The 19,449-nt window shown below is 61.0% G+C and carries 21 protein-coding genes; 9 read left to right on the forward strand and 12 right to left on the reverse strand.

Going from position 1 to position 19,449, the window contains the following annotated elements:
- Positions 1 to 39 precede the first annotated feature (39 nt).
- From cyoE to cyoA, 5 genes are read right to left on the reverse strand one after another with little or no spacing between them, the layout of a single operon-like run.
- Entirely contained in the window at positions 40 to 957 is a 918-nt protein-coding gene (gene cyoE, locus J3P75_RS12600) for a heme o synthase (protein WP_434710841.1), read from the reverse strand.
- The gene (cyoD, locus tag J3P75_RS12605; protein WP_203421864.1) at positions 915 to 1,253 is read right to left on the reverse strand and encodes a cytochrome o ubiquinol oxidase subunit IV; all 339 of its coding nucleotides are present in this window, start codon (positions 1,251 to 1,253) and stop codon (positions 915 to 917) included. Before cyoD ends, cyoE begins: the two co-directional genes overlap by 43 nt.
- Position 1,254: 1 nt before the next feature.
- Positions 1,255 to 1,869: a cytochrome o ubiquinol oxidase subunit III gene (locus tag J3P75_RS12610; protein WP_434710843.1), complete on the reverse strand. Its 615-nt coding sequence runs from the start codon at positions 1,867 to 1,869 to the stop codon at positions 1,255 to 1,257.
- 2 nt (positions 1,870 to 1,871) lie between these two features.
- Complete coding sequence (cyoB, locus tag J3P75_RS12615; RefSeq protein WP_203421865.1) at positions 1,872 to 3,845, reverse strand: cytochrome o ubiquinol oxidase subunit I; 1,974 nt, start codon at positions 3,843 to 3,845, stop codon at positions 1,872 to 1,874.
- Positions 3,846 to 3,847: 2 nt separating this feature from the next.
- Entirely contained in the window at positions 3,848 to 4,777 is a 930-nt protein-coding gene (gene cyoA / locus J3P75_RS12620) for a ubiquinol oxidase subunit II (protein ID WP_336354675.1), read from the reverse strand.
- 346 nt (positions 4,778 to 5,123) lie between these two features.
- Here cyoA and J3P75_RS12625 point away from each other — a divergent pair, with 346 nt between their 5' ends.
- Positions 5,124 to 5,438, forward strand: a complete 315-nt coding sequence (locus tag J3P75_RS12625; protein WP_203421867.1) for a hypothetical protein — start codon at positions 5,124 to 5,126, stop codon at positions 5,436 to 5,438.
- A 45-nt stretch (positions 5,439 to 5,483) separates the two neighbouring features.
- Here J3P75_RS12625 and J3P75_RS12630 read toward each other — a convergent pair whose 3' ends face one another.
- Both J3P75_RS12630 and J3P75_RS12635 read right to left on the reverse strand, forming a co-directional pair.
- Positions 5,484 to 6,653, reverse strand: a complete 1,170-nt coding sequence (locus J3P75_RS12630) for a zinc-dependent alcohol dehydrogenase (protein ID WP_394507067.1) — start codon at positions 6,651 to 6,653, stop codon at positions 5,484 to 5,486.
- Positions 6,653 to 7,486: an SRPBCC family protein gene (locus J3P75_RS12635; RefSeq protein WP_434710846.1), complete on the reverse strand. Its 834-nt coding sequence runs from the start codon at positions 7,484 to 7,486 to the stop codon at positions 6,653 to 6,655. Before J3P75_RS12635 ends, J3P75_RS12630 begins: the two co-directional genes overlap by 1 nt.
- A 733-nt stretch (positions 7,487 to 8,219) precedes the next feature.
- Here J3P75_RS12635 and J3P75_RS12640 point away from each other — a divergent pair.
- Positions 8,220 to 8,978: a gamma-glutamyl-gamma-aminobutyrate hydrolase family protein gene (locus tag J3P75_RS12640; RefSeq protein WP_434710848.1), complete on the forward strand. Its 759-nt coding sequence runs from the start codon at positions 8,220 to 8,222 to the stop codon at positions 8,976 to 8,978.
- 344 nt (positions 8,979 to 9,322) lie between these two features.
- Here J3P75_RS12640 and J3P75_RS12645 read toward each other — a convergent pair whose 3' ends face one another.
- On the reverse strand, positions 9,323 to 9,541 hold the full coding sequence (locus J3P75_RS12645; RefSeq protein WP_332766885.1) for a hypothetical protein: 219 nt from the start codon (positions 9,539 to 9,541) through the stop codon (positions 9,323 to 9,325).
- Between the two features lie 442 nt (positions 9,542 to 9,983).
- On the opposite strand from J3P75_RS12645, the gene J3P75_RS12650 reads away from it, so the two are divergent.
- From J3P75_RS12650 to J3P75_RS12660, 3 genes are read left to right on the forward strand one after another with little or no spacing between them, the layout of a single operon-like run.
- Entirely contained in the window at positions 9,984 to 10,241 is a 258-nt protein-coding gene (locus J3P75_RS12650) for a DUF6555 family protein (protein ID WP_434710850.1), read from the forward strand.
- Entirely contained in the window at positions 10,238 to 10,486 is a 249-nt protein-coding gene (locus J3P75_RS12655) for a hypothetical protein (RefSeq protein ID WP_434710852.1), read from the forward strand. Before J3P75_RS12650 ends, J3P75_RS12655 begins: the two co-directional genes overlap by 4 nt.
- A gap of 45 nt (positions 10,487 to 10,531) precedes the next feature.
- A complete protein-coding gene (locus tag J3P75_RS12660) occupies positions 10,532 to 11,206 on the forward strand; it encodes an SOS response-associated peptidase family protein (protein ID WP_434597859.1) in 675 nt (224 codons plus the stop codon).
- A gap of 35 nt (positions 11,207 to 11,241) precedes the next feature.
- On the opposite strand, the gene J3P75_RS12665 is transcribed toward J3P75_RS12660, so the two are convergent.
- Positions 11,242 to 12,351: a M28 family peptidase gene (locus tag J3P75_RS12665; protein ID WP_434710854.1), complete on the reverse strand. Its 1,110-nt coding sequence runs from the start codon at positions 12,349 to 12,351 to the stop codon at positions 11,242 to 11,244.
- Between the two features lie 252 nt (positions 12,352 to 12,603).
- Here J3P75_RS12665 and J3P75_RS12670 point away from each other — a divergent pair, with 252 nt between their 5' ends.
- Genes J3P75_RS12670 through J3P75_RS12680 form a run of 3 tightly spaced genes read left to right on the forward strand, consistent with a single transcriptional unit; the run spans position 12,604 to position 14,886 of the window.
- Positions 12,604 to 13,617, forward strand: coding sequence for a chemotaxis protein CheB (locus J3P75_RS12670; RefSeq protein ID WP_434710856.1), 1,014 nt, complete (start codon positions 12,604 to 12,606; stop codon positions 13,615 to 13,617).
- Positions 13,618 to 13,639: 22 nt separating this feature from the next.
- Complete coding sequence (locus J3P75_RS12675) at positions 13,640 to 13,879, forward strand: hypothetical protein (RefSeq protein ID WP_434597865.1); 240 nt, start codon at positions 13,640 to 13,642, stop codon at positions 13,877 to 13,879.
- Positions 13,880 to 13,899: 20 nt separating this feature from the next.
- Positions 13,900 to 14,886, forward strand: a complete 987-nt coding sequence (locus J3P75_RS12680) for an SDR family oxidoreductase (protein WP_434710858.1) — start codon at positions 13,900 to 13,902, stop codon at positions 14,884 to 14,886.
- Here J3P75_RS12680 and J3P75_RS12685 read toward each other — a convergent pair.
- From J3P75_RS12685 to J3P75_RS12695, 3 genes are read right to left on the reverse strand one after another with little or no spacing between them, the layout of a single operon-like run.
- Positions 14,875 to 16,497: an alpha-amylase family protein gene (locus J3P75_RS12685; protein ID WP_434710860.1), complete on the reverse strand. Its 1,623-nt coding sequence runs from the start codon at positions 16,495 to 16,497 to the stop codon at positions 14,875 to 14,877. The genes J3P75_RS12680 and J3P75_RS12685 overlap by 12 nt on opposite strands.
- Positions 16,487 to 18,034: an alpha-amylase family glycosyl hydrolase gene (locus J3P75_RS12690; RefSeq protein WP_434710861.1), complete on the reverse strand. Its 1,548-nt coding sequence runs from the start codon at positions 18,032 to 18,034 to the stop codon at positions 16,487 to 16,489. The genes J3P75_RS12685 and J3P75_RS12690 overlap by 11 nt, the downstream gene beginning before the upstream one ends.
- Before the next feature lie 36 nt (positions 18,035 to 18,070).
- Positions 18,071 to 18,295, reverse strand: coding sequence for a hypothetical protein (locus J3P75_RS12695; RefSeq protein WP_434710863.1), 225 nt, complete (start codon positions 18,293 to 18,295; stop codon positions 18,071 to 18,073).
- A gap of 231 nt (positions 18,296 to 18,526) precedes the next feature.
- Between J3P75_RS12695 and J3P75_RS12700 the strand changes: the two genes are divergently transcribed.
- Positions 18,527 to 19,408, forward strand: a complete 882-nt coding sequence (locus J3P75_RS12700; RefSeq protein ID WP_434710865.1) for an MBL fold metallo-hydrolase — start codon at positions 18,527 to 18,529, stop codon at positions 19,406 to 19,408.
- Positions 19,409 to 19,449 lie beyond the last annotated feature (41 nt).

Below are 19,449 nucleotides of genomic sequence, written 5' to 3' on the forward strand. Positions count from 1 at the left end.
GGATTTCTTCAAGACCGATGAGCGGTCGCTACGCGCTGGCTAAACGCTGAATGAAGGCAGTACCGCGTTCAGCGCCAGCGACAGGTTCAACGCCAGAATCAGCAGGATCGACACCACAAAAAGCCGTCGTGCCCAGGCTTTCGACGTGCGGCTGCTGACCTGCCGCAAGGCCAGATAAAACCAGTAGCCACCCAGGCCGACAATCACCAGCGGGTACGACACGTTGAGATTTGCCACCCAGCCCAACACGGCCGCGCTGATGAGGAACGCAAGCATGTACAGAATGATCTCGCGTCGTGCCTGATTCAGCGTCAGGGTTGGCAGCCCGGCGGCGCGGAAATCTTCGTGGCGCATCACGGTGATTGCATGGGAATGCGGCATCTGCCAGCAGCAGAACACGATGACCAGCAACAGCGCGGTGGCGTCGAAATTGCCGGTCACCGCGCCATAGCCGATCACTGGCGGCATGGCGCCGGACAGGCTGCCGACCAGCGTGCCCCAGTGCGAGCTGCGCTTCATCAGGCAGGTATAAACGCCTGCATAGATGATCAAGCCAATCGCCGCCAGCGCACAGGCCAGCGGCGTGGTACCGCGCCAGAGCAGGGCGAAACCGAGCAATCCAAGCACGCCCGCGTAACACAGGGCTGCCGGCACTGACACCGCACGGATCGCCAGCGCCCGATGGCAGGTGCGGACCATGCGCCGGTCGATATCGCGATCCACGCAGTTATTGATCACGCAACCGCAAGCGATGATCAACGCGGTACCGAGCACGGTGGCCAGCAGATGCGCAAGCGACAACGGCCTGCCGGCCACTGCGAGGAAGTAACCACCGAGCACCGACGCCAGATTGCCGAAGATGATCCCCGGTTTGGTCAGTTCAATGCCGACGTTGAGCGGTACTCTCCATTGCCTCAGTGCGCCAGCATGTTGTGGTGAATGCTGTCCATGATCCATAGCGAGAGCCCAACCAGCAGAAGAATGATGACGGCGGAAAATATCAGCGCGATGAGGTTCCAGCGCTGTTCCGAGGCGGTGTCCAGATGGAGGAAATATTTCAGGTGGGCGAACACCTGCACCACGCCGAGCGCCACCACCACCCACGCGGTGACGCTGCGCGGCAAGGTCGGAAACATCACCAGACCGAACGGAATCACGGTAAGGACCACCGAAATGATGAAGCCGACCATGTACGTACGGCTGCTGCCGTGGCTGGTCCCGGCACTGCTGTGAACCTGACTTTGGTTATACATGTCACACCACCCCCAACAGATAAACCACGGTAAACACGCAAATCCACACCACATCGAGGAAGTGCCAGAACAGGCTCAGGCAACTCAGGCGCGTGGTGTTGGTGTTGGTCAGGCCGCGGCTGCTGACCTGCGCCATCAAGATTGCCATCCACACCAGGCCGCTGAGCACGTGCGCGCCGTGGGTGCCGACCAGAGTGAAAAACGCGGTGAGGAAACCGCTGCGATCCGGGCCGTAGCCTTGTGCGATAAGGTGATGGAATTCGTTGATTTCCATCGCGATGAAGCCGCAGCCCAGCAGGAAGGTCACCGCCAGCCAGCGCAGCACATGGGCCTTGTCGTTGCGGTTCATCGCCAGCATGGCGTAGCCGTAGGTGATGCTGCTGAGCAGCAGCAGGGCGGTTTCGGCGAGGACGTAGGGCAACTCGAAAATATCGACAGTCGACGGCCCTCCGGCGACGCTGTCACGCAGCACGGCGTAGCCGGCGAACAGCGTGGCGAAGAAAATGCAGTCGGTCATCAGGTAGATCCAGAAACCGAACACCCGCATGGACCCGGCGTCTTCGTGGCCTTGCTCATGACTGTGAGCGATGTCTTTTTCCAGGACGATATTGGACATGATCAAGCCTCCGCCAGGTCTTTGAGACGCGCTTTTTCGATCCGTGCGACTTCCTGCGCGGGGACGAAATAGTCGATGTCTTCGTCATAACTGCGCACGACCATGGCAACCACCGAGGCCACCAGCCCGAAGATCGCCAGCCACCAGATATGCCAGACCAGGGCGAAGCTGCAGATCAGCGCGAAAATGCTGATCACCAGACCGGCCGAGGTATTACGTGGCATATGAATGGCGCGGTAATCGGTGTGGCTCAGGGTGCTGACGCCGCGCTCTTTCATGCCCCAGTAAGCGTCCAGATCGTTGACTTTCGGCTGCTCGGCAAAGTTGTAGAACGGTGGTGGCGAGGCTGTGGCCCATTCCAGTGTGCGGCCATCCCACGGGTCGCCGGTGAGGTCGCGGTATTTGGCGCGGTTGCGGATGCTCACATACAGCTGCAGCGCCTGCGCGGACACGCCGCAAAGAATGATGCCGACGCCGACCAGTTCCAGCAGCAGCCACGGTTGCCAGGCCGGGTTGTCGAAGTGGTTGAGGCGTCGGGTCATGCCCATGAAACCGAGCACGTAGGACGGCATGAAGGCGAAGTAGAAACCGATCAGCCAGCACCAGAAGGCGATGCGCCCGAGCCGGTCGTTGAGGCGGAAGCCGAAGGCTTTCGGGAACCAGTAGGTGAGCCCGGCCATGTAGCCGAACACCGCGCCGCCGATGATCACGTTATGGAAGTGCGCGATCAAAAACAGGCTGTTGTGCAACAGGAAGTCCGCGCCGGGCACCGCCAGCAGCACGCCGGTCATGCCGCCGATGCTGAACGTGACGATAAAGCCCAGCGTCCACAGCATCGGCGTTTCGAAGCGCACCCGCCCGCGGTACATGGTGAACAGCCAGGTGAAGATTTTCACCCCGGTCGGCACCGCGATAATCATCGTCATGATGCCGAAGAACGCGTTGACGTTGGCCCCGGCGCCCATGGTGAAGAAGTGGTGCAGCCAGACGATGAACGACAGGATGGTGATCGCAATCGTTGCCCACACCAGCGACACGTAGCCGAACAGACGCTTGCTGCTGAAGGTTGCGGCGATTTCGGAAAAGATCCCGAAGGCCGGCAGGATCAGGATGTACACCTCCGGGTGACCCCAGGCCCAGATGAGGTTGACGTACATCATCGGATTGCCGCCGGCCTCGTTGGTGAAGAAGTGCATGCCCAGATAGCGGTCGAGGGTGAGCATCAGCAGGGTTGCGGTGAGAATCGGGAACGCGGCGAGGATCAGCACCGAGGTGCACAGGGCGTTCCAGGTGAACACCGGCATCTTGAACAGGGTCATGCCTTCAGTGCGCATCTTCAGAATGGTCACGAAGAAGTTGACCCCGGTGAGTAACGTGCCTATCCCGGATATCTGTAATGACCAGATGTAGTAATCGACGCCCACCCCGGGGCTGTAGCCGAGTTCGGACAGGGGCGGGTAGGCGACCCAGCCGGTGCGGGCGAATTCACCGACGCCCAGCGAGATATTGACCAGCGCCGCACCGACCACGAACAGCCAGAAACTCAGCGCATTCAGAAACGGATACGCCACATCGCGCGCGCCAATCTGCAACGGCACGACGATGTTCATCAGGCCGACCACGAACGGCATGGCCATGAAGAAAATCATGATCACGCCGTGGGCGGTGAAGATCTGGTCGTAATGTTCCGGCGGCAGATAACCCGGCCCGCCACTCGAGGCCATCGCCTGCTGGGTGCGCATCATGATCGCGTCGGAAAAGCCGCGCAGCAGCATGACCAGGGCGACGATGATGTACATGCAGCCGATTTTCTTGTGATCGACCGAGGTGAACCACTCGCGCCAGAGGTACCCCCACTTGCGCTTCCAGGTGACGGTGCCGACCAGGGCAAAACCCATCAGGCCAACGATGGCCAGGGTGTACATGACAATCGGCTCGTGCAATGGAACCGCGTCCCATGAAAGTTTCCCGAACATTGTTAACGCTCCTCGGCCAGCAGACTCGGTTGTTGATCGACGCGCTTGTCGTCGCTGTTGCGTTGCACCTGGCTACCCGTGGGGCGCGGTGCCTTGTTCATGCCTTCGTACTTGTCGACGATATTCAGGAACAGTCGCTCTTGAACTTTCGAGTAATAAGTAATCGGGTGTGCAACCGAAGGCTTCGCCAGTTCGGCATAACTGTTCTGATCGAGTTGCTGGGGGGTGTTCCTGACCTTGTTTACCCACGCGTCATAGTCGGCGCCATTCAATGCCAGGGTGCTGAAGTGCATGTCGGAGAAGCCGTGGCCATTATAGTTGGCGGCAATCCCGCGATATTGGCCGGCCTCATTGGCGATCAAATGCAACTTGGTTTGCATGCCCGCCATGGCATATATCTGCCCGCCGAGAGCCGGAATAAAGAACGAAGTCATGGCCGCGTCGGAAGTGACGGTGAAACTTACCGGCGTATTGACCGGCAGTGCCAGTTCATTGACCGAAGCAATACCCAGATCCGGGTAAATGAACAACCATTTCCAGTCCGTGGCGACCACCTGCACATTCACCGGCGGGACATCGGAGTCGAGCGGTCGATAAGGGTCCAGCGCGTGCGTGGTTTCCCAGGTGACCCAGCCGAGCACGCAGATAATCAGGAACGGCACGCCCCAGACCACTGCTTCGATCTTGTGCGAACTGGCCCAGCGCGGCGAATAGCGGGCTTTTTTGTTGGTGGCGCGATAGCGCCAGGCGAACAGGAAAGTCATCACGATGACCGGAATCACCACCAGCAGCATCAGGCCGGTCGCGAGGATGATCAGGTCGCGTTCATCCTTGGCCACCTGGCCCTTGGGGTTGAACACGATCAAGTTGCAACCGGCGAGAACAACGCTGGTAGCGAGATAGGTCAGGCCATACCCAATGATTCGCTTCATACATGCTCCTGTATAAACGCCGATCCTCGTCCTGTGGCGGAACTGCGACGCACCTGAGTAAAACAATGAGTTGAGGTATTGCCGCTGCGTTTGTTTAAAGCGCAGCGAAGTTGCCTGCATCAATATTCAGGCGGCTGTAACAGTGGTTCATGTGAGCCACGATTTTTTGAATAAACCCTTCGGCATTGGTTTGACAAAATGTTACTGAACCTGACGAACGGTTGAACTAGCGAAGCGGCGGGGCAGAACTGGCGGACTATGCTGGAAATGACCTTTGGGCAAATTCGGGAATCATCCAGCGACAGCCTGGGTCTTTGAATAAGCGGATTCAGATCAGGAGTACGACATGTTCAAACGCGGCGAAACCTACAGCAAATGGAAGGCCACGGAGAGGGCAGAAAAGTGCCACACCGAAGAAGTCGAAAACGGTTGTCACATCGAGGTGCGGGCACGCGAGGCGGATGACGGCGACGTGGAAATGTTTATCAGCGTCTACACGGCGACCGGCGAATGCGCCTACGAGCGAATCAGAAAATTGCCCGGTATCGAATGGGAAGTCGAAGACGCGCTCAAGCGCGGCATCGATCAGGCAGAACGCATCGCCGGCGGCGAGTCGGGGCGATTGTCCTGTGCCGACGCGCACGGCCATGAGAATGAATGACAGCGCCGCTGACGCCGGCAACCGGCGTCAGCGGCGTTGCAACCTTCACGGCTTGAACACGGCGCGAATGCACTGATCGGTCTTCTCCTTGAACATCCGATAACCTTCGGCACCGTCCTCCAGGCTCATCGGATGGGTCAGCAGCCACGACGGATCGAGTTCGCCTTTCTGAATGTGCTCGAACAACGTCGGTGCGTAGCGTTGCCCCGGCTGTTGCCCTGAGCGCACCGTCAGCGCCTTGTTGACGATCGCGCCCATCGGGAATTTGTCCAGCAACCCGCCATACACCCCGACCACCGACACCGTGCCACCCTTGCGACAGGCGCGAATGGCCTGGCGTAGCACGGTGCCGCGTTCGGTGTGCAGGCGCAGCATCTGTTTGGTTTTGTCGTAGGCGTAGTCGATTTCCGTGCCGTGGGCTTCCATGCCGACGCAATCGATGCAGCGGTCCGGCCCGCGCCCGCCGGTCAGTTCCAGCAGCGCTTCGTGAACGTTGGTCTGCTCGTAATTGATCGGAATGGCGTTGCAGCGTTCTTCGGCCAGGCGCAGTCGCTCGGGGTAACGATCGATCGCAATGACCCGTTCGGCGCCGAGCAGATAAGCGCTGCAGATCGCCATGAGCCCGACGCCGCCGCAGCCCCAGACCGCCACCGTTTCGCCGGGCTGAATGTCGGCATTGTCTGCGGCGAAATAACCGGTGGGCGCGGCATCGGAGACGAACAACGCCTGCTCGTCGCGCACGCCGTCGGGCACCTTGAACAGGTTGACGTCGGCGTAGGGCACGCGCACATAGGTGGCGTGGCTGCCGGGATAGCCGCCGAACGCGTGGCTGTAGCCGATGATCCCGCAGCACGGTTGGCCGTAGGCGAGGTCGGTCACCGACGGGTTGGGGTTGGAGTTGTCGCAGCAGGAAAAATCGCTGCGCTGACACGGCTCGCAATTGCCGCAGCCGATGATCGAAATGGTGATGACCTTGTCGCCCTTGCGCAGGCCGTTGACGCCGGGACCAACCTCAACGATCTCGCCCATGAACTCATGGCCGATGATATCGCCCGGTTTCATCGCCGGAACGTAACCGCCGAGCAGGTGCAGATCGGAGCCGCAAACCGAGGACATCGTCACGCGGATGATTGCATCGCGCGGGTTGAGAATCGACGGATCGGGGACGTTGTCGACTTGCAGATGGTTGGGTGCTTGCCAGGTGAGTGCGCGCATCAGTGAACCCCCCCTTCAATCGCCACGCCGGTTTTCACCGGTGGCTGGCTGGCCGCGGCATGGCCGCTGTCGCCGTGGACATAAAAAAAATCATCGTCGCCTTCAGGGCGCATGCGGTTGTTGCTGACTTCGCCGGTTTCCATCTGCTGTTTGACTGCTTGTAAACCGTTGAGCAGGGCTTTGTCGCTGAACAGGCTGATTGCGCGAGCGAAGGCGTAACCGAGTTTGCCCATCGCCGGTTTGCACACGACCACGGCTTTGACCTGGGTGCCACGGTTGGCGGGGGCGGGGGTCAACGACAGGGAAATGTCATGTTGCCAGTTGGATTGGTCCGGGGTTTGCCAGTGCAGGGTGTTCGGGTCTTCGGCGGGCTGGCGGGTCAGCGTCGTTTGCAGTTTGCGACCGGCTGGGGCGCGCAGCGTCCAGCAGGTGGTGTCGGGGCTCAGTTGTTCGACGCTGTCGACCCAGCGCAGCAACGGCCCGATGTTTTCGACGCGGGCGATGAAGTCGCGGACTTCTTCCAGCGGGCGGTTGATCGTCACGCTGCGGGTGATCGCTTCGCTGATCGGCCAGTGGTGTTCGCGGCTGAATTGTTGTTCGAACGGGGTAGGGGTGAGGGCCTGTTTCAAGCGGCAGTGGCCGGCGGCGCCGCGCCATACGCCGTATGCGCCGGCGACGATTTCCAGTGCGCCGGCGAGACCGCCGGTGCGCCAGCCGTGCAAGAGCAGGGCGCCGCCGGCGGTGAGGGACAGGGCGCGTTCGGCGCTGCTCATTGCGCCGCGCTGGCCGGTGTCGTTTCGTGTGTGGGTGGCTATCAGTGGATGGTCGGTCATGTTGCGGTTCTCCATCGGGGTGTTTGCGATAGAAGAAAGGCTGGCGTTTGCGGTTCCACTGGGTTTGTCGCGGGTGGGATGAAAGGTATTTTTGAGAGCATATCCGTTGCTGCGGTAACGGCTGCTTACGGTTTCGCCTGACGGCGACTCACTTTTTTTACAAACGCCTAAAAAAAGTAAGCAAAAAAACGCTTGCTCCTACGTACGGCCCTCGCAGGCTCGGGTTCCTTCGCTGCGGGATCGATCCGGGCGCAGCGGCTACGGTTTGCTTCGCTGCACCTACTTCCGCTGTGTCTGGCTGCGCCAGACGGTCGCTGCGCTCCCACGCCCGGATCAATCCCTCCGCTCAGCCTTCCGACGTCGCTGGTGGATCAAGATCAAAAGCAGGCGAGCTGACACTCGGCCTATTGAGTGGTGAGAAGCGTCGCATGGCTTTGGGTTTGCGGTGGATTCGCCCCTCACCCCAGCCCTCTCCCCCTGGAGAGGGGGCCGATCTTTGGGCTTTTCAAATTGTGTGTACGACTCGGTCTTTGGAGTCGGCGTAGCCCTCGCATTCACCGCGGTCAGTTCCCTCTCCCTCCGGGAGAGGGCTAGGGTGAGGGGCTTTTGATCTTGATCTTTTGATTTTCAGGCAGGCAATGACCGCGTCCATAAAACCAACTGAACGCCCACCCCAACCCCGAACTCAAAAATTCCAGGCGAAACGCCAACAACCAAATCCCGGGGGGAGTGTATGTCTCGATTACCTGTCATTGCGGTCACGGCCAGTTGCTGGAAGATCGGTCCGCATGCGGTGCAAATGAATGACGACAAGAATTCGCGTGCGGTGGCCAGTGCGGCCGGTGGGTTGCCGCTGATTTTGCCGATGTTCCCTGATCTGCTTGATCCTGAGCAGATCGTCGCGAGTGTCGATGGTTTGCTGTTCACCGGTGCGCCGTCGAATATCGAGCCGTTTCATTACGGCGGGCCGCCGAGTCCGCCGGGGACTGAGCATGATCCGGCGCGTGATCATTTGACGCTGCCGTTGTTGCGGGTGGCGATTGCTGCGGGGGTGCCGTTGCTCGGTTTGTGTCGCGGGGTGCAGGAACTGAACGTGGCCTTCGGCGGTACCTTGCACCAGCAGCTCGATGAGCCTGGCCCGGAGCATGAACCGCCCAGTGATGAATCTATCGAAGAGCAGTACGCCAAGACCCACGACGTGACGGTGCAACCGGGTGGCGTTCTGGCGGGGCTTGGGCTTGAGGGGGTGATCAAGGTCAATTCCGTGCACGCTCAGGGCATTGCGCGGGTGGCTGAGGGTTTGCGTGTTGAGGCGGTGGCGGAGGATGGCTTGATCGAGGCGTTATCGGTCGAGGGCAGCAAGGGATTTGCTTTGGGCGTGCAATGGCATCCTGAGTGGCAGGTGCTGTCGCATCCGGACTATCTGAAGATATTTCATGCCTTTGGCGAGGCGTGCCGCCTGTATGCCGAACAACGTACCGCTGGGCTTTAGCTGGATGGATGTTAACAATGGTCAGGGTTCGTAAGTTCGGGCTTTAAACAAAAACAGCCTGTAAAGAACATGATAAAAAAGCCCGTACAGAGTACGGGCAATTAAGGAGGGTACTCGTGAGCGACCTGCTTTTGGCAGGTCTGCTATTGGGATCGTACTGGCTGAAGTTGTTTCGTTTTTTCTGAAGTCCATCTGACTAACGGTCACTTCTTTCAAAGCAGCGGAGAATCAATATCAATCTGCCACTTTTTTGATATCTATCTGGTTTTGTTGACCGCTACAGCCAGTTTATCTGCGCGGACTGCAACGATCGTCCATAAGATGCGGATATGGCAGACACTAAACTAGCGCTTCGGCGGTGTTTTGAACTGGCTGTCGATCAGCATCATCTTCGCGGCGCAGAGCGCGAGGCCTTCATCAATGGCCTGCTCTTGTTGCAGCTTGATGCATCGCCCGCACAGCCCGGCATGGCCCGCGCCCGCCTTGTAGCGTTCCGCTTGCTGGGGGCTTTTGTACAGCCTGCTGCACCTTGTACAAGTATGCTGTTGATCGTCGTCATCCATATCGCACTCTCCTGTTACGGCTCGATAGGCCAATTCAACCTTCGCACAGGCTTCGGTGGGTTTGTATAAAAAATCACGCGAAAAGCGCTTCGCTTATCAATTATTGAGGATCGGAAGATCAGGGTTTATTTGCACGTCAGTACAACTTCCACCCTTGCGACTGCATGAGACGGGGTTTTGCGCGCAACGACACGGAAATGACAGGGCGAACGCGAACACGATCGAGTTTGCACGTTGCAATTGCATCGCAAAGTTGTCAGGCAAGGGATCGTTAGTTGTCTTTTATTTGGCTGTTAAAAAAACATTACGCTCGACTTGTACAGATTTGGTGACTCTGTATAGCTAATTTTCAGGGCTTTGAAACGTATATCGAAATCCAGTCAAATTCTCTGAATTTCTGTGCGCGTGAAACATCCCTGTTTAGTAACAACAGGAGAGCCTCATGAGCCAAGCAGAATTTTATGTGATCAACTACCGACTCCATGGCATGCCCAAGTCGTTCATTATCAGGACGAAACTGATGAACAACGCGGAAGCCTGGCAGTGGGCCAGTTGTGACGCGGGGTTGACCCCGATCCCCAAGCCCGGAAGGCCTCCCTTGAAGCGTTTTTCCAAACCGATGGCAGAGCGGTTCGGCGTGACCGACGTGCAATGGCGGGCCTCGAAGCCGGTGACCTGGGATGAGGACCTTGCGATATGACCAGACCCCTGTCAGACCCGGACCCCGACCCGCCCACCCAATGGGATGAAGCCATCGCCCGCAATACCGCGTTGTTCAGAGAGGCAGACCTGCTCGACGAGATCGCCTACAAGCTCATCCAGACGGGGGACGAAAATGCCGATGTCTGGTCGCGTTTCACTGAAGCAAAAGCGCTGGCCGATGCCAGGCGCAGGGCCGCTTACGAGGACTGGATGAACATCAAGCGGTTGATGGGCCGCCGCTGAGGCGGCCCGGCAGGCGTTTCCGGATCGAGTGTCAGGAGTGTCGTAATGTGTGAGTACATTGTTCAACACGCCGCCCCGCAGAAACTGGCGTCGTGCTTTCTCGAAGGAAAGATTTCCCGTATCGAAGTGCTGGGCGTTGCGACCAACAGTAGCGCTGACGCCGATCATCGACACAGCGGGCGCGGCGATCTGATCAAACCGGGCATGCAGGTCACCGGCATTCGCCATCGCGGCACAACCCTCGAGTGCCTGCCGGTACGCTGGGGCTGGTCGCCGTCCTGGTCGAGCGGGACGTTGCCGCCGCTCACGCATTTGCCGCTGCACCTGGTGATGCGCTCGAAAGTGTTCAACCGGGTCAAGCGTGACGGGCGCATGCTCGTCGCTGTCGAGGGCTGGTACGAGCCTCTGGATGCCGGGATGAGCGTGCACTCACGTAATCTGGCTTACACCACGTCGCGTCAGCCAGCGCCCATGTTTCTTGCGGCGCTGGCCCAGGTCGGCAGCACGTTCAACGGGTGCGAAGGGCTTGCGCTGGTGACCCATGAGGATCGCGAGATGAAACGCCAGCGGTTGCTGGCGTTTGCGGCGCAGGATGCGTTGGAATGGTTACGCCCCGACCTTGAGTGGGAGCAGGCGCGGGTGCTGGCGGTGCACTGCGCGGTGGTCGAGCCGCAGTTGGAGCATGTGCTGACCTCGCAGCGAACCTTGCGTTTCAAATAAACCGCCGCATCATCGATTCGCACCGCTGCGCCGCCTCACGGCGCGCCGTCGCTCGGTTGATTTTTCAGGTATTGCACCAGCGTCGCGGCGCAGGCTTCGATCGCGCCGTCCACCACCAGCTCGTAGCCATGCGTGTTCTCGGTCGGTATCGCCAGGCATCCGGCGTGGGCGCTGACGCCTGAGCTCATCACCGCACTGGCATCGGAGGCGAAGTCCACCAGCAAGGCAAACTGCGGGTCAAAGCCGCAATCCTTTGCGGCCGCGGCAAGTGCGGTCACCACATGCCTTGAGTAATAACCCTTCTGGTCGCCGGTATTGACGATCGGATCGACCTTCAACTGCGTCGCGTATTCGCTCATCACCGGACCGACCTCGACGGCAATGGTCGTTTCCCCGGGCAAATGCGCGGCGGCGTACATCGCGCCGGCGTTGCTTTCTTCTTCGAGGGTGGTGAAGACGAAGTAGGCGTCGCAGGGCAACTCGCTGCGCCAGTGTTGCAATTGCTCGACGGCTTGCAGCATGGCCACGACGGGCGCGCGGTCATCGAGAAAATGCGCGGCAATAGCATCGTTGACGCGAAACGGCGTGCGCCAGTGCTGACTGAGCACCACCCGCGTGCCGGGACGCACGCCCATGCGTTGCAAGGCTTGCGGGTCCTGGCGGGTGATGATGTGCACGTCTTTCCATTGCACGGCGCCGCTGAGTACGTCCTGGCCTTGCGGCGAACCGGTGGTCGCGTGCATCGAGCCGAACGACAGCACGCCGGGCAGGATTTGCTCGTCGCCGAGAATGTCGACCGGGCATACGCCGAAGTTCACCGGATTGGCACCGCCCAGCGCCACCACGCGCAGGGTGCCGTCCGGTTCGACGCGTTTGACCAGCATGGCAATTTCATCCATGTGGCCCATGATGCGCACCGCGCGGTTGGCATCGGCGCTGCTGTGCCGGCCCTTGATCAAGCCGATGACATTGCCGGCCGGGTCGGTCCAGGTTTCATCGCAATGGCGCTGCAAATGCTCCTGACAAATGCTCCGCACCTCGTCTTCCTGTCCACCGGGGCCGCGCGCCATCAGCAGGCGCTTGAGCAGTGCTTCGGTGTTGGCCGTGGTCTCGCCATCGGCGGCCTGTTCGCGGATTTTCGGCATCGCTTTCAGTCCTCTTTGACGTGCGCCCCGTTGCGGGCCGCTCTACGTTTAGGAAGGCATGGGCGTTAAAAATTCAATCGCAGGCGCCACGACCGGCGATTGAAGATTTCTTCGAACCTTCGTTCGTTTCGACCGATCACAACAGACACAACGATCATTTTTTCAAGCGGGGCACGGTGCGCCCGCAACAGCCTGCCAGCGCGGTCAGAGGGCAAAATCGGCGCTTTCGATCCGGCAGTAAGGACGTAGAACATGAATCAACACAAGCCGGTCGAACAGATCATTGTCATTGGTGTTTCAAGCGGTGGACTGGCCGCATTGCGCGTGCTGCTGGAGCAGTTTCCACGCGATCTGCCGGCAGCGGTGTTCATCACCATGCACATCGGCGATCAGCCGAGCCTGCTGCCGAGCCTGCTGACGCATACATCGTCGCTCGACATCAGTTTCGCCGCAAGCGGCGCCCGGCCAGCCAATGGCTGTGTGTACATCGCACCGCCGGACAAGCACTTGCTGATCAAGCGCGACACGCTGCAACTGGTGCGCAGCGCCAAGGAGAACCATGCGCGCCCGGCCATCGATCCGATGTTTCGCTCGGCGGCGACCAGTTACGGCGACAGAGCCATTGGCGTGCTGCTGACCGGCGAGCTGGATGACGGCGTGGTCGGGCTGCAAGCGATCAAAGCGTATGGCGGTAAGGTGTTCGTGCAGGACCCGGACACCGCCGAAGCGCCGTCGATGCCACGCAATGCATTGCGGCATGTGCAGGTGGACGTGTGCCTGCCGCTGAACACACTGGGCACGGCGTTGGTCGAGGCGGTCCGGCGACGCACGGACGGCGCTCATTCGGCTGTGCAGCCGCCACGCATCGAGCCTTACGCGACGGAAAACGAACTCACCGAAAGCCTCAGCCGCGGCGGCGCTTATGTCCTGGACGGGATCGGCAAGGTCGCCGGTATATCCTGCCCGGAATGTGGCGGGGCGCTGTGGGAAGTCGGCGATACCCCGCCGCGTTTTCGCTGTCACACCGGGCACGCCTACACCAGCCGCGCCTTGTTCCACGCCCAGAATGCAACCGTCGAAGAAGCGCTGTGGGTGGCAATTCGCGCCTTGCACGAAAAGCAGTTGCTGCTCGGGCGGCTGATGCAGAGCAGCAAGGACCACGGTCGCACCACGGCGCTGAAGGAATACGAGCTGACCAGCGAAGGTCTCGAGAACCACAAGGATACGTTGCGCGGCCTGCTCACGAGCCTGCGTTCGGTTGAATGATGATGAGGTCCGGATGGCAAGCATGAGCGTTGACAGCAAAGCCCAGGTCGCCAGCATTTTTGAGCAATTGCTGAGTTTGCGCGAGAGCGTGAACACCTTGCGCGAGATCGAGGAGGGCAGCGCCACGCTGCGTGGCCAGCAGACGATGGACGTTGACGGTGCGTTCGATCTGGTTTTTGAAAAGCTGCAAGACAACATCGCCAGCATGGAGGAGGCACTGGCGACGCTGGCCGAAGCCACGGGCGATGTGCCCAAGTTCTAGTCTGCCGGGAGGAGCAAAGCATGGATCAGCAAAACAACGGGCTGGTGGTGATTTGCGGCGCCAGTGCCGGTGTGGGGCGCGCCACGGCGCAGCGTTTCGCCGCGGCCGGTTACCGCATCGGCTTGCTCGCACGCGATGAGGCCGGGCTGGAGTCGACGCGTGACGAGCTGGCGCAATACGGGCAGGCAGTGAAGGCGATCAGCGTCGATGTCGCTGATGCGCAAGCGCTGGAAGCGGCGGCCATTGCGCTGGAAGAGGAACTGGGGCCGCTGGAGATCTGGGTCAATTCAGCCATGGTCACGGTGTTTTCACCGATCGAGAAGCTCAGCGCAGCGGAGATTCGTCGGGTCACCGAAGTGACTTATCTCGGCACTGTCCACGGCACGTTGGCGGCGTTGCGCTTGATGCGCCCACGCAATACGGGGCTGATCATCCAGGTCGGCTCGGCGCTGGCCTATCGGGCGATTCCGTTGCAGTCGGCCTACTGCGCGGCCAAGTTTGCCGTGCGCGGTTTCACCGATGCGTTGCGCTGCGAACTGCTGCACGAGCGCAGCCGTATTCGCGTGTGCATGGTGCAGTTGCCGGCGATCAACACACCGCAGTTCGATTGGGCGCGCAACAAACTGGAAAAACGTCCGCAACCGGTGCCGCCGATTCACGACCCGGACGTCGCCGCGCGGGCGATCTTTAGTGTCATCCAGCGCCCGCCGCGCGAGTTGTGGCTGGGCATGGCGAGCATCAAGGCGATTGTCGGCAGTTGCCTGATTCCGGGGTTGCTCGACCGAATGCTCGCGCGCCAATGCTATCCGGGGCAGATGAGCCAGGAAGACGACCACGGTGAGCACGGCGACAACCTCTTCCAACCGCTGAGTGGCGACCTGCACCGTGCGCGCGGACGCTTTGTCGGCCGCTCCCGCGACAGCGCGCTGGCGCTGACTTCGACGCAGGTGTCGGCATTGGCAGCGGCGCTGGCAGTGGTCGGCGCGCTGGTGCTGTTATGGTTTTGAAACGCTGCGACGAAACCAGCGGTAGCCAAAGCCGTTCAGTGTCAGTGCCTCGGTTTCGCTGACGGGCGAGGGGTAGACGCCGTCCGCGAGGACCTGCTCGAAACCCGTCAGCTCTTTGTTCAACGCCAGATCGAGCTCGACCGCTTGCCGGCTGAGGTTGGCCAGCACAACGGTGGTCGCTGCGCCGACATGGCGCATGGCAAACACCGCCGGATGCGCCTGCGCAAGGGGTTCAGAGGCGCCCCAGCCGATTTCGCCGAGCTGCGCCCGCTGCTGAAAGATCGCCTGACAGCGCGCCAGCAGCGACTCGGGATCGTCTTGCTGCCCGGCAACATTTACCCGCTGATAGCTGAACGGTCCGTCCTCGATCAGCGGTGCCGGCAGCTTCGTTTGTTCCGCGCGGGAAAATCCGCCATTGACCTCTGCATTCCATTGCATCGGCGTGCGCACCGCGAGGCGTTCGCGCCGTCGCAGGTCATCGCCCATGCCGATTTCCTCGCCGTAACGAATGATCGGCGTGCCCGGCAACGACGCCAGCAGCGCCTGCGCCAAGGCCTGATGCCGCACGTCGCCATGGAGCATTGGTGCTAGCCGCCGGCGAATACCGCGGCCATAGACACGCATGTTCGCTTGCGGGGCAAACACCTGCATGACTTCCTCGCGCTCGGCCGGGTTCAGGCGTTCCAGATCCAGTTCGTCATGGTTGCGCAGCCACACCGCATAGCCGGCGCCATCCGGGGCGTGCGGGCGCTGGCGCAACGCGCGCAGCAGCGGTTCGGCACGCTCGCGGGCGAGGGCCAGAAACAGGTGATTGTTCATCCAGAAATCCAGCGCCAGTTGCAAGCGATTGCCGCTGCCGAAATAGTGCTGAAACCGCTGCGGCTCGACATCGACTTCGCCCATCAACAGGCATTCCGGGTTGATCGAACGCGCATGCGCGGCCAACCGTTCGAGCAGCCACACACCGCGTTCTTCCTCGCCGCCGCCGGCCTGTTCCACGGCGTGGGACGCGGCGTCCAGACGAAACCCGGCAACGCCCAGACGCAGCCAGTGGCTGATGATCTGTTCGATCTCGGCGATTACCGCCGGGTTTTGCAGGTTCAGGTCCGGCTCATGCCGGTAAAACAGATGCCGGTAGAACTGCCCGGCCTGTTCGTCCCATTGCCAGATGCTGTCTTCCACACCGGGAAAAATCGGCTGGTTGCCATCGTCCACCGGTTGGTCCGACCAGATGTAATAGTCGCGATAGCGGCAGTGGCGATCCTGGCGCGCCTGCTGAAACCACGGGTGTTGGTCGCTGGTGTGTTGCAGCACCAGTTCCATGATCACCCGTATGCCGCGCTGGTTGGCCGCGTCGATCAGCCGGCGGAAATCCGCTTCGCTGCCGAAACGCGGTTCCACGGCCTGGTGATCGCTGACGTCATAGCCACAATCGCGAAACGGTGAGCCGAAGATCGGCAGCAACCACAGCGCACCGATGCCCAGTGAGCACAGGTGATCGAGGCGCTCAACGATGCCGGCAAGGTCGCCGCAGCCATCGTCGTTGCGGTCGAAAAACTGCGACGGGTCGACTTGATAAATCACGGTGGTATGCGGCCATTCAGCACTCATGGGCACTTCCTTTCTGACGCAGGATCAGCGCTTGGTGCGCGGCGACGAGGCCGGCGAACGGTTGGTCTTCGCCGTGGCGATCACTGGCCACTTCGACGATCCACTCGCCGGTCAACACAAAGGCATGCTCGGCCGCGTCGAAGTTGATGCAGACGATGCGTTCGTCATCCTCGCAGTGGCGCCGATAAGCCAATAGCTGTGGGTGCGAGGGCAATTCCTGCCAGTCGCCGAGGCGCAAGGCTGTGCTCTCGCGGCGGCAATGCAGCAGGCGCCGGTACAGATTGAGCGTGGAGTCGCTGGCGCTTTCCTGAGTTTCCACTGCCAGCGCTTCGGCTTCAGGCGGGAAGGGCAGCCATGGCGCTGTACCCGACCAGCCGTGCGGCGTCTGCGCCAGCCACGGCAGCGGCGCCCGGCTGCCGTCGCGTCCACCGGGGTCGACGCGGGTTTGTGCGTTGACCTGGGTGTCCTCCAGCGCCAGTTCGTCGCCCTGAAAAATGAACGGCGTGCCGCGCAGACTCAGCAGCATCACCGCCGCTGCGTTTGTGCGCGCCAGCGAGCCGCCGTAACGGCTGCGGATGCGGCTGTTGTCGTGATTGGACAAGGCCCAGGTCGGCCATGCCGATTGCTCGCCGAGGCAACGTTCGACTTCGCGGATGCACAGGCGAAACACCACCGGGTCCCACGGCGCGTCGAGTGGCGGGAAGTTGAACGACATGTGCAATTCATCACTGGCGCCGTAATACGCCGCCACCCGTGCGGTCGAGCGGATGTTCACTTCGCCGATCAGCACGCGGTCGCCGGGGTAATGGTCTACCAACCGACGCAAGCCACGCAGCACTTCATGGCTGTAGGGCTGATCGTTGATCTGCACCATGGTTTCGCCAGCCATGCAGCGCGGGTCATCGGCGAAAGTCGGATCCTTGCCGACGCAATGCACCACATCAATGCGGAAGCCATCGACGCCGCGGTCGAGCCAGAACTTGAGCACGTTGTGCATGGCCTCGACGACCTCCGGGTTGTGCCAGTTGAGGTCGGGCTGCTGCGGCAGGAAGAAGTGCAGATAGTATTGCTGACTGCCTTCATCCCAGGTCCAGGCGCTGCCGCCATCGATCGACGCGCGCCAGTTGTTCGGCTGGTCGCGCCAGAGGTACCAGTCGCGCTTGGGGTTGTCGCGGCTGGCGCGCGATTCGATGAACCACGGATGCTGGTCCGAGGTGTGGTTGGGCACAAAATCCATGAGCAGTTTGAGGCCACGCTTGTGCGCCTCGGAAATCAGCTGATCGAGATCGGCCAGGCGCCCGAACAGCGGGTCGATGTCGGTGTAGTCGCAAATGTCGTAACCGGCGTCGCACATCGGCGACGGGTACACCGGCGACAACCACAACGCGCCAACACCGAGCGTCTTGAGGTAATCGAGCCGCGCGATCAGCCCCGGCAGATCGCCGATGCCGTCACCGTTGCCGTCGGCAAACGAGCGCGGATAGACCTGATAAATCGCGACGTTTTTCCACCATGTCAAATTCTGCGTAGCGGACATGGTCCTCTCCTTGAATTTGCTTTGACACGCCTTGGTTTACGGCTGCTGGTAGTGCCCGGGAACGTTATCGCCTTCGTCAGGCTTGGTCCGTTTTTGCACCTGCACGTCACTCAGGCGGGCGTCCTTGAGTTCGGGAAATGCCTGCCTGAGCACGGCTTCCGCCTGCTGCGGATCAAGGCCGTCGAGGTCCTGCTCCAGGGTTCGGCTCTGCGGCTGATTGTCGAGGATGAAACTGACGATGTAGCGGGGTTTATCGAACATGGTGGCCATCCTTTTCATGCGGGGCTGGGTGACTGTTTGGGTGGTGCTGACGCGGCGGATAAACGCCCGGCGCTTTCAGTGATGACGCTGAAGACGGGCGGTTGTTCCCTCCAATTGCCCAAGCGCAACGCCCGCCGTGCCATACGTCGACTCAGTCGAGCAGTGGCCGCTCAGGCCGGGTCAACCGCGCATAACGGTTCGGCAGCGCGCCCGGCGCGAGGGAGGTAAAACATGCGTGTGCATCATTTGAATTGCGGCTGTATGTGCCCGTTGGGTGGCGCGTTGTTCGATGGCTACAGTCGCGGCCTGACGGCGTCGGTGGTGTGCCACTGCCTGCTGATCGAAACCGCGAGCAACGGCCTGATTCTGGTCGACACCGGTTTCGGCCAGCAGGACGTCCAGCATCCGCAGCGCCTGAGCCGCTTTTTCCGCACGCTGAACAACATCCGTCTCGAGCACCGCTTCACCGCGCTTGAGCAGATCCGCCGGCTGGGCTTCGACGCCAATGACGTACGCCATATTCTGCTAACCCACTTGGACTTCGACCACGCCGGCGCCCTGCAGGATTTCCCACGGGCACGGGTGCACGTCATGCAGCAGGAACTGCAACATGCCCGTTCGGCGAATGACTGGATCGAACGGCGGCGCTTCGTTCCGGCGCAATGGCGCGACGTCGAAGGCTGGGAGCTGTACGCGCCGCAGGGCGACACCTGGTTTGGATTCGATTCGGTGCGCGCCGTGCTCGGCGCCGAGGAAGAAGACATCCTGCTGGTGCCGCTCAGCGGCCACACCCTCGGCCACGCCGGCATTGCCCTGCGCACCGCCGACGGTTGGCAGTTGCACGCCGGCGACGCCTATTTCCACCACGATGAAGTCCATCTGCCGAAACGCCGCTGCCCGCCGGGCATGCGCCTGTACCAATTCATGATGGACAGCGATCGCCAGGCGCGACTGCACAACCAGCAACGCCTGCGCGAACTGGCCGCCGATGCGCGGGCGGCGGTGAAGATCTATTGCAGCCATGATGCGCGTGAACTGGAACGGGCAATGCACGCCGGGGCTGACGCGGCGGCGAGATCGCCGGGGCAGGGGGACCGGTTGCGGCATTTGTGAGGGTTGCAATCGCCATTGCTAACCGCCGCGACTCCCGATCG

The sequence above is a fragment of the Pseudomonas sp. R1-1 genome (assembly GCF_051132135.1).
Lineage (GTDB): Bacteria > Pseudomonadota > Gammaproteobacteria > Pseudomonadales > Pseudomonadaceae > Aquipseudomonas.

What these genes read in the sequence shown, in the direction of transcription:
- J3P75_RS12700 (WP_434710865.1), top strand. Translation starts at nt 18,527, where the DNA reads ATGCGTGTGCATCATTTGAATTGCGGCTGTATGTGCCCGTTGGGTGGC.
- J3P75_RS12650 (WP_434710850.1), top strand. Translation starts at nt 9,984, where the DNA reads ATGAGCCAAGCAGAATTTTATGTGATCAACTACCGACTCCATGGCATG.
- J3P75_RS12675 (WP_434597865.1), top strand. Translation starts at nt 13,640, where the DNA reads ATGAGCGTTGACAGCAAAGCCCAGGTCGCCAGCATTTTTGAGCAATTG.
- cyoA (WP_336354675.1), bottom strand. Translation starts at nt 4,777, where the DNA reads ATGAAGCGAATCATTGGGTATGGCCTGACCTATCTCGCTACCAGCGTT.
- J3P75_RS12630 (WP_394507067.1), bottom strand. Translation starts at nt 6,653, where the DNA reads ATGCGCGCACTCACCTGGCAAGCACCCAACCATCTGCAAGTCGACAAC.
- J3P75_RS12680 (WP_434710858.1), top strand. Translation starts at nt 13,900, where the DNA reads ATGGATCAGCAAAACAACGGGCTGGTGGTGATTTGCGGCGCCAGTGCC.
- cyoD (WP_203421864.1), bottom strand. Translation starts at nt 1,253, where the DNA reads ATGTATAACCAAAGTCAGGTTCACAGCAGTGCCGGGACCAGCCACGGC.
- J3P75_RS12610 (WP_434710843.1), bottom strand. Translation starts at nt 1,869, where the DNA reads ATGTCCAATATCGTCCTGGAAAAAGACATCGCTCACAGTCATGAGCAA.
- cyoE (WP_434710841.1), bottom strand. Translation starts at nt 957, where the DNA reads ATGGATCATGGACAGCATTCACCACAACATGCTGGCGCACTGAGGCAA.
- J3P75_RS12665 (WP_434710854.1), bottom strand. Translation starts at nt 12,351, where the DNA reads ATGCCGAAAATCCGCGAACAGGCCGCCGATGGCGAGACCACGGCCAAC.
- J3P75_RS12655 (WP_434710852.1), top strand. Translation starts at nt 10,238, where the DNA reads ATGACCAGACCCCTGTCAGACCCGGACCCCGACCCGCCCACCCAATGG.
- cyoB (WP_203421865.1), bottom strand. Translation starts at nt 3,845, where the DNA reads ATGTTCGGGAAACTTTCATGGGACGCGGTTCCATTGCACGAGCCGATT.
- J3P75_RS12690 (WP_434710861.1), bottom strand. Translation starts at nt 18,034, where the DNA reads ATGTCCGCTACGCAGAATTTGACATGGTGGAAAAACGTCGCGATTTAT.
- J3P75_RS12645 (WP_332766885.1), bottom strand. Translation starts at nt 9,541, where the DNA reads ATGGATGACGACGATCAACAGCATACTTGTACAAGGTGCAGCAGGCTG.
- J3P75_RS12670 (WP_434710856.1), top strand. Translation starts at nt 12,604, where the DNA reads ATGAATCAACACAAGCCGGTCGAACAGATCATTGTCATTGGTGTTTCA.
- J3P75_RS12695 (WP_434710863.1), bottom strand. Translation starts at nt 18,295, where the DNA reads ATGTTCGATAAACCCCGCTACATCGTCAGTTTCATCCTCGACAATCAG.
- J3P75_RS12660 (WP_434597859.1), top strand. Translation starts at nt 10,532, where the DNA reads ATGTGTGAGTACATTGTTCAACACGCCGCCCCGCAGAAACTGGCGTCG.
- J3P75_RS12640 (WP_434710848.1), top strand. Translation starts at nt 8,220, where the DNA reads ATGTCTCGATTACCTGTCATTGCGGTCACGGCCAGTTGCTGGAAGATC.
- J3P75_RS12635 (WP_434710846.1), bottom strand. Translation starts at nt 7,486, where the DNA reads ATGACCGACCATCCACTGATAGCCACCCACACACGAAACGACACCGGC.
- J3P75_RS12685 (WP_434710860.1), bottom strand. Translation starts at nt 16,497, where the DNA reads ATGAGTGCTGAATGGCCGCATACCACCGTGATTTATCAAGTCGACCCG.
- J3P75_RS12625 (WP_203421867.1), top strand. Translation starts at nt 5,124, where the DNA reads ATGTTCAAACGCGGCGAAACCTACAGCAAATGGAAGGCCACGGAGAGG.